This is a genomic window from Pseudomonas sp. ASL8 (assembly GCF_056680355.1).
In genome coordinates this window covers 289,385-302,151 of the sequence record NZ_CM155278.1, presented here as the reverse complement: position 1 = coordinate 302,151, position 12,767 = coordinate 289,385, and the positions used below count along the sequence as shown (strand labels likewise).

10 protein-coding genes are annotated in these 12,767 nt (G+C 59.9%); 2 read left to right on the top strand and 8 right to left on the bottom strand.

Annotated features, from left to right (window positions below; genetic code table 11):
* Positions 1-94: 94 nt before the first annotated feature.
* From AC1MEA_RS01415 to AC1MEA_RS01380, 8 genes are all read right to left on the bottom strand, one after another.
* Positions 95-1,573, bottom strand: coding sequence for an APC family permease (locus AC1MEA_RS01415; protein ID WP_480916426.1), 1,479 nt, complete (start codon positions 1,571-1,573; stop codon positions 95-97).
* A 183-nt stretch (positions 1,574-1,756) separates the two neighbouring features.
* On the bottom strand, positions 1,757-3,181 hold the full coding sequence (locus AC1MEA_RS01410; protein WP_480916425.1) for a gamma-aminobutyraldehyde dehydrogenase: 1,425 nt from the start codon (positions 3,179-3,181) through the stop codon (positions 1,757-1,759).
* A gap of 118 nt (positions 3,182-3,299) precedes the next feature.
* Positions 3,300-4,109 carry an ABC transporter permease gene (locus tag AC1MEA_RS01405; RefSeq protein WP_374028615.1) on the bottom strand — a complete coding sequence of 270 codons (810 nt, stop codon included), beginning with the start codon at positions 4,107-4,109 and terminating at the stop codon, positions 3,300-3,302.
* Between the two features lie 7 nt (positions 4,110-4,116).
* Positions 4,117-5,067: an ABC transporter permease gene (locus tag AC1MEA_RS01400; RefSeq protein ID WP_480916424.1), complete on the bottom strand. Its 951-nt coding sequence runs from the start codon at positions 5,065-5,067 to the stop codon at positions 4,117-4,119.
* A gap of 2 nt (positions 5,068-5,069) precedes the next feature.
* Complete coding sequence (locus tag AC1MEA_RS01395) at positions 5,070-6,110, bottom strand: ABC transporter ATP-binding protein (RefSeq protein ID WP_219061176.1); 1,041 nt, start codon at positions 6,108-6,110, stop codon at positions 5,070-5,072.
* Positions 6,111-6,269: 159 nt separating this feature from the next.
* On the bottom strand, positions 6,270-7,421 hold the full coding sequence (ydcS, locus tag AC1MEA_RS01390) for a putative ABC transporter substrate-binding protein YdcS (protein ID WP_449632947.1): 1,152 nt from the start codon (positions 7,419-7,421) through the stop codon (positions 6,270-6,272).
* Positions 7,422-7,539: 118 nt separating this feature from the next.
* The gene (locus AC1MEA_RS01385) at positions 7,540-9,003 is read right to left on the bottom strand and encodes a gamma-aminobutyraldehyde dehydrogenase (RefSeq protein WP_480918083.1); all 1,464 of its coding nucleotides are present in this window, start codon (positions 9,001-9,003) and stop codon (positions 7,540-7,542) included.
* A gap of 135 nt (positions 9,004-9,138) precedes the next feature.
* Positions 9,139-10,053, bottom strand: coding sequence for a LysR family transcriptional regulator (locus AC1MEA_RS01380; protein ID WP_480916423.1), 915 nt, complete (start codon positions 10,051-10,053; stop codon positions 9,139-9,141).
* A gap of 196 nt (positions 10,054-10,249) precedes the next feature.
* On the opposite strand from AC1MEA_RS01380, the gene AC1MEA_RS01375 reads away from it, so the two are divergent.
* Together AC1MEA_RS01375 and AC1MEA_RS01370 are read left to right on the top strand one after the other, a co-directional pair.
* Positions 10,250-10,999 (top strand): tellurite resistance TerB family protein, encoded by a 750-nt coding sequence (locus AC1MEA_RS01375; protein ID WP_449632946.1) that lies wholly within the window; start codon positions 10,250-10,252, stop codon positions 10,997-10,999.
* 141 nt (positions 11,000-11,140) lie between these two features.
* Positions 11,141-12,763, top strand: a complete 1,623-nt coding sequence (locus AC1MEA_RS01370) for a methyl-accepting chemotaxis protein (protein WP_480916422.1) — start codon at positions 11,141-11,143, stop codon at positions 12,761-12,763.
* Positions 12,764-12,767: the final 4 nt, after the last annotated feature.

Below are 12,767 nucleotides of genomic sequence, written 5' to 3'. Positions count from 1 at the left end.
TAGAGCACTCCGCCCACTGTGGGCGAACGTGCTCGCGAAGACGCCCATACAAAAATGCCCACGCAGAGCGTGGGCATTTTCAGAGCAAAAGCGGTTACTTCCTGACTTTCCAGGCATCCCCAGCGGGCGCCGTACCGTGGTCGTACGGTTTGCCCAGCCACATGTAGACCAAGCCCAGGCCAATGACAATGGCGGTGGTCAGGACCATGGCGTAGTTGATGTACCAGGCGGCATCCGGGGTACGAGGCCAGGCCATGTTGATGATGGCCAACACCCCGTAGATCAACGCGCCAAGGTTGATTGGCAGGCCCCATTTACCGAGGCTGAATTGACCGCTTGGCTTCCAGCCGCGTGCGCGGGCGAAGAGGGCGGCCATGACAATCATCTGGAACGCCAGGTAGATACCGATGGCGGCGAAGCTGACGATGGTGGCGACTGCGTCCTGTAACACAAAGCCCAGGCAGATGATCAGTGCGGGCAGCACGCCAGCAACGAACAGCGCGGCGACCGGCACCTGAGTGTTGGGTGACAGGCGTTTCAGCACAGTGCTGCCGATGATCATTTCATCCCGTGCGTAGGCATAAAGCAGGCGGCTGGCGGCCGCTTGCAAGCTGATGACGCAGGAGATGAAGGACACCATCACCACGGCCATCACCACTTTCGAGCCATTGACGCCAAAGGCGTTGCTGAGGATGGTGGTCACCGGATCCTTGTCGGTGCCGTTGATCACGGCGGCCATGTCCGGTACGGAGAGGATCAGCGCCAGGCAGGCGAACATCGCTGCTGCGCCACCGATATAGATGGTCATGCGCATGGCGCGCGGGATCATCTTGCTCGGGTTAGGCGTTTCCTCGGCAACATCGCCGCAGGCCTCGAAGCCGTAGTACAGGAACATCCCCGCCAGCGACGCCGTCAGGAACGCCGGCATGTAAGAGCCATCGATGCGGATGTCGAAGGTGTTGAACAACACACTCAACGGTTGGTGACGCTCGAAGATCAGCAGATACAGACCGACGATTACTGCACCGATCAGTTCGCAGAGGAAACCGAACATGGCGATGCGCGCAAGCACTTTGGTGCCGCTGAGATTGACCAGCGTGGCAAACAGGGTCAGCACCAGTGCGATGACAATGTTGGTGTTGGCGCTAGGCTCGAATCCGAGCATGGCGGCCAGATACGGTCCGGCACCCACAGCAACGGCGGCGATGGTCACGCACAGGGCGATTGCATAGATCCAGCCAACCATCCATGCCCAGCGCTTGCCCACCAAGCGACGAGCCCATGGGTACACACCGCCGGAAATCGGGAACTGCGAAACCACTTCACCGAAAATCAGGCACACCAACATCTGACCCATGCCCACTAACAGGTAAGCCCAGAACATCGGCGGGCCACCTGCTGCGAGGCACAGGCCAAACAAGGTGTAGACGCCCACTACGGGCGACAGGTACGTGAAGCCGAGGGCGAAGTTCTCCCACAGGCTCATGGTGCGGTTGAAGTTGGAGGTGTACCCCAACTTGCGGAGTTGTTCGGCATCGCTGTCCAGCGCGGCGGCTAGCGGGGTTACGCTCATGTGTTTCTCCAGGAAATCGGCAGATTTGGTGTGTCCGAAACCGTGGTTGTGCACTCACTGCACAACCCGATTCGGTTGTTATTGTTTTGATCTGGATTGCGGGTGAAACAGGTGAATCAGACATCGCCGAAGGCCGTTCCGGCCTTATCGCAGCCTCCGGCAGCGCCTACAGTTGAAACGCCCTCAGTGTTTGAACATCACATGGCGCACGGTGGTGTAATCCTCCAGCCCGTACATGGACATGTCTTTGCCATACCCGGAAAGCTTCTGCCCGCCATGAGGCATTTCGCTGACCAGCATGAAGTGGGTGTTGACCCAGGTGCAGCCGTACTGCAAACGCGCAGCCATTCGGTGGGCGCGTCCGACGTCTTGGGTCCAGACCGATGAGGCCAAGCCGTAATCCGAGTCGTTGGCCCAACCCAATACTTGCGCCTCATCGTCGAACTGGGTGACCGAGACCACTGGGCCGAACACTTCGCGACGGACGATTTCATCATCCTGTTTCGCATCGGCAATCACGGTGGGTTCAAAGAAGAAGCCGTTGCCCTCAACCACCTTGCCGCCGGTGATCAAGCGCATGTGTGATTTAGCGAGTGCGCGTTCGACGAAGCCCACCACGCGGTCGCGATGCTGCGCAGTGATCAGTGGACCGAGCTCGGTTTCCGGGTCGTCTTGCACGCCGTACTTGATGGTGCTGACAGCTTCGCCAAGCCGGGTAACGAATTTTTCGTAGATGCCTTTTTGTGCGTAGATCCGGCACGCGGCGGTGCAATCCTGGCCGGCGTTGTAGAAACCGAACGTGCGAATGCCCTCGACCGCAGCGTCGATATCAGCGTCATCGAAAATGATCACGGGTGCCTTGCCGCCCAGCTCCATGTGCATGCGTTTGACGCTGTCGGCGGTGCTGGAAATGATGTGCGAGCCCGTGGCGATAGAGCCGGTCAGCGAGACCATGCGCACTTTTGGATGGGTCACCAACGGATTGCCCACGGTCTGCCCGCGGCCGAAGACCAGGTTGAGCACACCGGCCGGGAAGATATCGGCCGCCAGCTCCACCAGACGCAACGCAGTCAGTGGCGTTTGCTCGGAGGGTTTGAGCACCACGGTATTGCCAGCGGCCAGCGCCGGGGCGATTTTCCAGGCGACCATCATCAACGGGTAGTTCCAGGGCGCAATCGACGCCACGACACCGATAGGATCACGACGGATCATCGAGGTGTGGCCCGGCAGGTATTCACCGGCCGCTGATCCGCTCATGCAGCGACTGGCGCCCGCGAAGAAGCGAAATACGTCGGCAATCGCCGGGATTTCATCGTTCAGTGCGGCGCTGTAGGGCTTGCCGCAGTTGTCCGATTCCAGTTTGGCCAACTCTTCGCCATGGGCTTCAATGGCGTCGGCCAGTTTGAGCAACAGCAGCGAGCGATCTTTGGGCGAGGTCTGCGACCAGCTTTCAAAGGCGGCATCGGCAGCCCGCACTGCGGCATCGACCTGGGCTTCACTGGCTTCGTTGATTTCAACCAACACCCGGCCCAAGGCAGGGTTGAAGACAGGCTGACTGGCACCTTCACCAGCGACGAGATGGCCATTGATCAACAGTTTTGTTTGCATGGTTGATTCCTCTTCAGGCAATTATTGTCGTCGAGCAAAAAAACGGTAGGAGCCGCCGAAGGCCGTTCCGGACTTATCGCAGCCTTCGGCAGCGCCTACAGGGGATTGTTGGTATTCGTTATTTACCGCCACTGCCGGCCACGCTCTCGCCGCCGCGTGTCAGGTAATAGGCGCCGAGGATCGGCAGCATGGTCACCAGCATCACCAGCATGGCGACCACGTTGGTCACCGGTACGTCGCGTGGGCGACTGAGTTGGTTGAGCAGCCAGATTGGCAACGTGCGTTCATGGCCGGCGGTAAAGGTGGTCACGATGATTTCGTCGAACGACAGGGCGAACGCCAGCATGCCTCCGGCCAGCAATGCCGAACCGAGGTTGGGCATGATGATGTAGCGAAAGGTCTGCCAGCCGTCGGCACCCAGGTCCATCGACGCTTCGATCAGGCTGTGGGATGTGCGGCGCAAGCGGGCGATAACGTTGTTGTAGACGATCACCACACAGAAGGTCGCGTGGCCGACGATGATGGTGAACATCCCCGGTTCGATACCCAGGGTCTTGAAGGCCGAGAGCAGGGCAATACCTGTGATGATCCCCGGCAGGGCGATGGGTAGAATCAGCATCAGCGAGATGCCGTCCTTGCCGAAAAAGTCCCGTCGGTACAGCGCTGCGGAGGCCAGCGTGCCGAGGACCATGGCGATCAACGTGGCGATGCAGGCGATCTCCAGCGAGAGCTTGATCGACTCCAGCACGTCGGGGCGCGAGAACGCCACGCTGAACCACTTCAGGGTGAAACCCTGGGGTGGGAAGCTAAAGGCGGCGTCTTCGGTGTTGAAGGCGTACATGAAGATGATGAAAATCGGGAAGTGCAGGAACACCAGCCCGCCCCATGCGGCCAGCTTCAGGCCAAGGGAGGCTTTTTCCCCCTGCAACGAAGGTTTAGAGCGCATCGAAGGCCCCCAGTCGTTTGACGATGGACAGATAAACAGCGATCAGCACGATCGGCACCAGAGTGAAGGCTGCTGCCATGGGCATATTGCCGATAGCGCCTTGTTGGGCGTAGACCATGCTGCCGATGAAGTAGCCGGGCGGACCGATCAGTTGCGGCACGATGAAGTCGCCCAAGGTCAGGGAAAAGGTGAAAATTGAACCGGCAGCGATTCCTGGCACCGACAGCGGCAGCGTCACGTTCATGAAGGTCTGGCGTGGCGTGGCGCCAAGGTCGGCCGAGGCTTGCAACAGCGACGGTGGCAAGCGCTCCAGTGACGCCTGGATTGGCAGGATCATGAACGGCAGCCAGATGTAGACGAAGACCATGAAGCGCCCGAGGTGCGAGGTCGACAAGGTACTGCCGCCCACGCCGGGAATGCCCAGGATGAACTGCAACACGGGTTCCAGCCCCATGTGCTGAACGAACCACTGCGCCACGCCGCCTTTGGCCAACAGCAGGGTCCAGGCATAGGCCTTGACGATGTAGCTGGCCCACATCGGCATCATCACGGCGATGTAGAAAAAGGCCTTGGTCTTGCCCGTGGTATAGCGCGCCATGTAATAGGCGATAGGGAACGCGACGATGCCGCTGGCAATAGACACCGCCACCGCCATGCCCAAGGTGCGCTTGATGATGTCGAAATTCGCCGGGCTGAACAGGGCCGCGAAGTTGGCCAGGGTCAGTTCGGGCGTGACCGCCATGGTGAAGTCGTCGAAGGTGTAGAAACCCTGCCACAACAGCGTCAGCAGCGAACCGAGATAGACCGCGCCGAACCACAGCAGCGGCGGGATCAGCAGCAGCGCAAGGTAGAGATTGGGTCGGCGATAGAGCAGGTTGGAGAAGCGCCGCAAGGGCGATTGTCCGGGCTGCGTCGCCGGATGGATGATGGCCTGGCTCATGGTTACAGACCCTCGCCCACGGCCGGTTCATGCAGCGTGATCATCGCTTCACGGGCCCAGCGTGCAGTGATTCGCTGACCGGTCTGGTAGTGCGTGCTGGTGTCCAGCCACTGGTTGTTGGCCTGGCTGACATTCAGGGTCTGGCCGTTGTCGAGGGTGAGTTCGTAGCGGGTGGCGCTGCCTTGGTACTGAATGTCGTGCAGCAGGCCGCTGACCTGAATCTCGTGACTGCCCGCTTGGCCTTCCGCAAAGCGAATGTGTTCCGGGCGAATCGAAAACGGCTGAGCGATGCCGCTCAATTGCAGGGCCAGCTCGCCATGCAACACGTTGGAGGTGCCAACGAATTCGGCAACAAAGGTGGTGGCCGGTTTCATGTACAGATTGCGCGGGGTATCGACCTGCTCGATGCGACCTTTGTTGAACACCGCCACGCGGTCTGACATGGACAGGGCTTCGGTCTGGTCATGGGTGACGAAAATAAAGGTGATGCCGAGTTGGCGCTGGAGCTTCTTCAGCTCGCCTTGCATCTGTTCACGCAGCTTCAAGTCGAGGGCGCCCAGAGGCTCATCGAGCAGCAGCACGCGGGGCCGATTGACCAAGGCGCGCGCCAGTGCAACGCGTTGGCGCTGGCCGCCGGAGAGTTGCACCGGTTTGCGGTCGCCGTAGCCATTGAGCGCGACCATGGCCAAGGCTTCTTCGGCACGGTTGAGGCGTTCGGTTTTGCCGACGCCCTTGACCTTCAAACCATAGGCAACGTTGTCTCGCACGTTCATGTGCGGGAACAGTGCATAGTCCTGGAACACGGTGTTCACATCACGCTGATAAGGCGGCAGGCCCGCCGCCTCTTCGCCATGAATGCGGATTGAACCTGCGCTCGGCTGCTCAAAACCGGCAATCAAGCGCAGACAGGTCGTTTTGCCCGAGCCCGACGGGCCCAGCATGGAAAAGAACTCGCCGTCCTGGATATCGATGGAAACCCGGTCAACGGCCTTCACTTCGCCGAACTGACGGGAAACGTGGGTGAATTGGACTGCAAGCGTCATGGTGTGTAGCTCCAAAAAGGCGGGTGAATCATTTGCGACTGCTTTGCAGTCGCTCGCGGGCAAGCCCGCTCCTACAGGGGCAGCGCAGATTTTTGTAGGAGTGTGGCTTGCCCGCGATAAGCCGGGGTCGCGCTCGACCCGCAGCTCTTTCAGACGGACTCAGCGCCCGCCCATGATCGCGATGTAATCCTGGGTCCAGCGGCTGTACGGCACGAACTTGCCGCCTTCAGCTTGTGGGGTTTTCCAGAAAGCGATCTTGTCGAACTGGTCGAAACCATTGGTCGCGCACCCTTCGGCACCCAGCAGTTCGCTGGCCTTGCAGGCTGCGGGTACTGCCGGCAAAGAACCGAACCAGGCGGCAACGTCGCCCTGGACTTTGGGTTGCAGCGACCAGTCCATCCACTTGTAGGCACAGTTCGGGTGCTTGGCGTCGGCGTGGAGCATGGTGGTGTCAGCCCAGCCGGTAGCGCCTTCTTTTGGAATGGTCGAGGCCACAGGCTGTTTGTCAGCCTTGAGGCCATTGACCATGTAACCCCATGAGCTGGAGGCCGCGACGCCTTCGTTCTTGACGTCACTCATCTGGACGGTGGCGTCGTGCCAATAACGGTGGACCAACGGCTGCTGTTTGCGCAACAGGTCGAGGACTGCCTTGTACTGGGTTTCGTTGAGTTCGTACGGGTTTTTAATCCCCAGTTCAGGCTGGGTCGACTTCAGGTACAGCGCGGCATCGGCGATATAGATCGGGCCGTCATAAGCCTGTACACGGCCTTTGTTAGGCTTGCCGTCTGGCAGGTTTTGCGCTTCGAACACCACGCTCCAGCTGACGGGCGCGACCTTGAACACATTGGTGTTGTACATCAGCACGTTCGGGCCCCACTGATAAGGCGTGCCGTAGGTTTGCTTGTTGACCACGTACCAAGGGCCGTTCGCCAGGCGCGGGTCGATGTTCTTCCAGTTCGGAATCAGCGCGGTGTTGATGGGCTGGACCCGCTTGCCGACGATCAGTCGCAGCGAAGCATCGCCGGACGCCGTCACCAGGTCATAACCGCCCTTGGCCATCAAGCTGACCATCTCGTCGGAGGTGGCGGCAGTTTTGACGCTGACCTTACAGCCGGTCTCTTGCTCGAAGCCGGTCACCCAATCGTATGCCTTGTCGCTTTCACCCCGTTCGATGTAGCCCGGCCACGCAACAATATCGAGCTGGCCTTCGCCGTCGCCGACGGTTTTGAGCATCTCTGCTGCGGATATACCGCAGCTGGTGAACATACCGGTGACTACAGCGCTGAGTAATGCGGTCTTGAGCACTGACATGGGATTCCCTCTTCTTTAATTATGGTCGGGGCAGTTTTGAACGGGTACGGCATGCCCTCTTCGGGCTGATTATTAGAGTGCTGTAAAGCGTAGTGCAGTCATTCGTCTTGAGCGTTGCTCAGCTCAAGTCTTGCCCGTGACGCGCCATGATGTGGCGCACCACGCTGTAGTCCTGCAACGAGTCGCTGGACAAATCTTTGCCATAACCCGAGCGCTTGAGGCCGCCGTGGGGCATTTCGCTGACCAGCATGAAATGGCTGTTGATCCAGGTGCATCCGTACTGCAAACGCGCGGCCACTTGCATGGCCTTGTCCAGATTCTGGGTCCAGATCGACGACGCGAGGCCGTATTCCGAGTCGTTGGCCCAATCCACCGCTTGTTCAAGCTGATCGAAGCGGGTGACGGTGACGACCGGACCGAACACCTCGCGCTGGACGATCTCGTCGGTCTGTTTGCAGCCGGCGAGCAGGGTCGGCTGATAGTAGAAGCCTGCCCCGGAATGCACCGCCGCACCCGTAACGCGCTCGATGTGTGGCTGCCCCAATGCGCGCTCGACGAAGCTGGCGACCCGATCACGCTGGCGGGTGCTGATCAGCGGACCGATTTCATTGTCGGCGTCACGTTTGCCGGCAAAGCGCAGGCTGCTGACCGCCGCGCCGAGTTCGGCCACCAAGCGATCATGGATGCCTGTCTGTGCGTAGATTCGGCACGCGGCGGTGCAGTCCTGCCCCGCGTTGTAGTAGCCATACGTGCGCACGCCCTCGACCACTGCCTGAATGTCGGCGTCGTTGCAGACAATGACCGGGGCTTTGCCGCCCAGTTCCAGGTGCGTGCGTTTGAGGGTTTTGGCGGCTGCCTGAAGGATTTTCTGTCCGGTAACGATGTCGCCGGTCAGCGACACCATGCGCACTTTCGGGTGGCTGACCAAATGGCTGCCGACACCTTCACCGCCGCCGCAGATGATATTGATGACCCCGCGCGGCAACAGCTCAGCCAGCGCCGGGGCCAGCGCCAGGATCGACAGCGGTGTGTGTTCGGACGGTTTGAACACCAACGTATTACCCGCCGCCAGTGCCGGGGCGATTTTCCAGGCGGCCATCATGATCGGGTAATTCCACGGTGCGATGGACGCCACTACGCCGATCGGGTCACGCCGAACCATGCTGGTGTAGCCGGGCAGGTATTCGCCGGAGAGTTGCCCGGTCTGGCAGCGCACGGCACCGGCAAAAAAACGGAACACGTCGACCGTGGCGCTCAAATCATCCTGGCGCGCCAGGTGCAGGGGCTTGCCGCAGTTCAGCGATTCCAGGCGGGCGAGTTGGTCGGCTTGTTTTTCAATGACGTTGGCAATAGACAGCAGGATGTTCGAGCGTTGTTGCGGTGTGGTTCGAGACCAGTTGGCAAAGGCCCGGTGGGCGGCGAGGATTGCGGCTTCGACTTGTTCAATGCTGGCTTCAGCGATATGGGTCAACACTTCGCCGGTGGCCGGATTGAGGATCGGCTCGACGAAACCTTGGCCTGCGACCAGTTCACCGTCGATTAACAGTGCCGTGAACAATGGGGTCGGGTGCGCGCCGGGCATGTTGGGTGCTCTCTTTTTTTGTGTGGCCGTGGGGTCCATGGGCTTGCTCCTTGGCGCGCCCGGCCATCTATAGCCACAGAGACTAGTGCGCGGGCGAGAGGTCGACAAATGCTAAATACTGAAACCAGCGTTCGATTAAATAGATAGCCTGCGCCCGGTATGAGGCTGCTCCCGGGCGACGCTCAAAAAGGGGTCGACCAACGCGGGCCGGGCCGTGCCTCGGCGCCATGCCAGGCCTACGTCCAGGGTCTGACTGAGGTCCGCCAAGGGGCGCGCTTCGATGATGTCGCCCTCCAGCGACCAGGGCCGATAGGTCATGTCTGGCTGGATGGAAACCCCGAGTCCGGCTGCCACCAGGCTCCGAACCGCTTCGGTCGAGGCTGTGCGCAGGGTGATGTGCGGCTGTAGACCGGCTCGCGACCACATGCGCTGGGCATTCATGTCCATTTCGTCGACATTGAGCTGAATGAGCGGCTCGCGAGCGATGTCTGCCAGGTTGATGCTGTCGTGTTCCAGCAGGGGATGCTGCGCAGGCAACCAGACCCGGTGCGGCGAATGGGTGAGTACTTCGGTTTGCAGGGCGTAGCGGTCTTCGAGGTTGGACAGGATCAACACCCCGACATCAATCTCGCCGCTGACCAGCAAATGCTCGATATACGGGCGCTCGTCTTCCATTACGCGGATGTCGACGTTGGGGTAGGCGCGCTGAAAACGGGTCAACAAGTCCGCCAGGTAATAGCCCGCCACCAGGCTGGTCACGCCGACAATTAACTGGCCTGCCACCTGATCGGTGCTTTGTTGCAGGCTGCGCTTGGCGTTGTCCACCGTGGCCAGAATCAAGTGCGCCTGGCGCAGGAACTGGTGGCCTTGGTGCGTCAGGCTCATGCCCTTGGCGTGGCGGTTGAACAGCGAGACGCCGATTTCCTGTTCCAGTTGCTGGATCGCCAGCGTCAGCGTGGACTGGGAAATGTACACCGCCTGGGCGGCGGCCGAGATCGAACCGGTTTCCGCGACCGCGATGAAGTGACGGATCTGGCGCAGCGTCATCATGAGGGACTGCTCTGGCGAGGTTGTTGATTAGGTTTTTAGATGTTTCAGAGTGTATATCTTTTTAATCGATAGTTAAGCGAGTGACGCGGCCCCGAGGGCCATGCAACATTTCGAAGCACTCCTCAAACCTGCCCGGACACACTTCGTTCTACTCTGCTTGCCACGAAACGACTGACAAGCCCCTGGAGGCTTTCCCATGAACACGCGTGGCTTACTCGATCAACTGCTCAAATCCGGGCAGGACCTGCTACAGAACAAAACTGGCGCACGGACGGGCACTCACTCCGATAATAGCGCCCCCGCTGCGGGCGGTTTAGGGGGGTTAGGCGGTTTGCTCGGTGGGGCGGGCGGAGGTTTGGGCGGGCTCCTGTCCGGTGCGGGCGGTGGCGCATTGGCGGCCGGTGCGATGGGTTTGCTGATGGGCAATAAAACCGCACGCAAGGTCGGAGGCAAGGCGCTGACCTACGGCGGTCTCGCGGCGCTGGGCGTTTTGGCCTACAAGGCTTATGGCAATTGGCAAGCCAATCAAGGCACCGCCCCACAGTCCGAGCCGCAAACCATCGACCGTCTGCCAGCGCCGCAGGTCGAAGAACACAGCCAGGCGATTCTCAGGGCGCTGGTGGCGGCGGCCAAGGCGGATGGCCATGTCGATGACCGTGAGCGTCAGCTGATAGAAGGTGAATTCACCAAACTGACCAACGATCAGGAGTTGCAGCACTGGTTGCAGGCCGAGCTCAACAAGCCTCTCGACCCGGCAGAAGTCGCCCGAGCGGCGAACACGCCGGAAATGGCCGCCGAAATGTACATCGCCAGTGTGATGCTGGTGGATGAGGAACACTTCATGGAACGCGCTTACCTCGACGAACTTGCTCGCCAACTCAGGCTGGACCCGGCGCTCAAGGCGGAACTTGAGGCGCAGGTGCGGCAGGCTTCTCATAACGGGTAAGTAACCGGCTTAAAGTATGTAGGAAACATCCGTATTAGCCTTAGGGGGGGCTGGGCTATACTCGGCCCGCTTTGGGCCGCCTGTTGGCCCACTTCTTGAACTCGGCGGATGCTGCCGGTGTTGAACTCTTGAGGGCTGACTGTGAAGAATTGGACGTTGCGCCAACGGATTCTGGCGAGTTTCGCTGTGATCATCGCCATCATGTTGTTGATGGTTGTCGTGTCGTACTCCCGACTGCTTTCTATTCAGTCCAGCGAGGAGCAGGTCCGCACCGATGCTCTGCCGGGCCTTTATTACAGCACCACCATCCGCAACGCTTGGGGCGCTAGTTACGTTGTCACCTTGAAGCTGCTCGGCGAAGACGAAGGTCGACCGCTTACGACGGCTGAACTTGAGCAGTTCAAGGCTAACGAAGCCATCCTCGAAAACGAAATGAGTAACTATAGGAAGACAATTTTCAGCTCAGATGATCAGGCCCGCTTCGATGCATTTGAGAGGCAACATGAGGTTTATCGGAAAGCCCTCGATGACGTGCTCGCGCTTTATCAAGCCAATGATTTTATCAAGGCCCGCAGTGCGCTCAACACGCAGCTGTCTCCTGTCTGGAATCTGGGTCGCGATCTTATCAATACGTTGATCACCGAAAACAAGAAACTGGCTGACCATGCGGCCGAATCAATTAGCGTCTCGGTGGCTGACGCGAAAATCAGCATGGGTATTTCCCTGCTGATCGCCCTCGCTGCTGCCGCGAGCTGTGGCTTGCTGTTAATGCGCGCAATCATGGCGCCCATGCAGCGCATCGTGCAGATTCTCGAGATCATGCGTACTGGTGACTTGAGCAAGCGCCTGGACCTGGACCGCAAGGATGAGTTCGGTGCAGTCGAAACCGGCTTCAACGACATGATGGCCGAGCTGACGGGCCTGGTTTCACAGGCTCAGCGCTCGTCGGTACAGGTCACCACCTCGGTGACCGAGATCGCCGCGACCTCCAGGCAGCAGCAGGCCACGGCCACCGAAACGGCTGCCACCACCACGGAAATCGGCGCGACCTCCAGGGAAATCGCCGCCACGTCCCGTGATCTGGTGCGCACCATGACCGAGGTTACCTCCGCCGCGGACCAGGCTTCGATCCTTGCAGGCTCCGGCCAGCAAGGCCTGGCGCGCATGGAAGAGACCATGCATCAGGTGATGGGGGCGGCCGATCTGGTCAACGCCAAGTTGGCGATCCTCAATGAGAAGGCCGGCAACATCAATCAGGTGGTAGTGACCATCGTCAAAGTGGCCGACCAGACCAACCTCTTGTCGCTCAACGCGGCCATCGAAGCGGAAAAAGCTGGCGAATACGGGCGCGGTTTTGCCGTGGTCGCGACCGAAGTACGTCGTTTGGCCGATCAGACTGCCGTGGCAACGTACGACATCGAACAGATGGTTCGTGAGATTCAGTCGGCCGTGTCCGCAGGCGTGATGGGCATGGACAAGTTCTCCGAAGAAGTCCGTCGTGGCATGTTCGAAGTGACTCAGGTCGGCGAACAGCTTTCGCAGATCATCTATCAGGTGCAGGCGTTGGCGCCGCGAGTCCTGATGGTCAATGAAGGCATGCAGGCGCAGGCCACCGGTGCCGAACAGATCAATCAGGCGCTGGTGCAACTGGGTGATGCCAGCAGCCAGACGGTGGAGTCGTTGCGTCAGGCCAGTTTCGCGATTGATGAACTGAGTCAGGTGGCGGTGGGGCTGCGCAGCGGCGTCTCGCGTTTCAAAGTCTGAGACC

Excerpts from the sequence above, each read along its gene's own strand:
- AC1MEA_RS01375 (WP_449632946.1), top strand. The coding sequence starts at position 10,250 with ATGAACACGCGTGGCTTACTCGATCAACTGCTCAAATCCGGGCAGGAC.
- AC1MEA_RS01380 (WP_480916423.1), bottom strand. The coding sequence starts at position 10,053 with ATGATGACGCTGCGCCAGATCCGTCACTTCATCGCGGTCGCGGAAACC.
- AC1MEA_RS01395 (WP_219061176.1), bottom strand. The coding sequence starts at position 6,110 with ATGACGCTTGCAGTCCAATTCACCCACGTTTCCCGTCAGTTCGGCGAA.
- AC1MEA_RS01415 (WP_480916426.1), bottom strand. The coding sequence starts at position 1,573 with ATGAGCGTAACCCCGCTAGCCGCCGCGCTGGACAGCGATGCCGAACAA.
- AC1MEA_RS01410 (WP_480916425.1), bottom strand. The coding sequence starts at position 3,181 with ATGCAAACAAAACTGTTGATCAATGGCCATCTCGTCGCTGGTGAAGGT.
- AC1MEA_RS01385 (WP_480918083.1), bottom strand. The coding sequence starts at position 9,003 with ATGCCCGGCGCGCACCCGACCCCATTGTTCACGGCACTGTTAATCGAC.
- AC1MEA_RS01400 (WP_480916424.1), bottom strand. The coding sequence starts at position 5,067 with ATGAGCCAGGCCATCATCCATCCGGCGACGCAGCCCGGACAATCGCCC.
- ydcS (WP_449632947.1), bottom strand. The coding sequence starts at position 7,421 with ATGTCAGTGCTCAAGACCGCATTACTCAGCGCTGTAGTCACCGGTATG.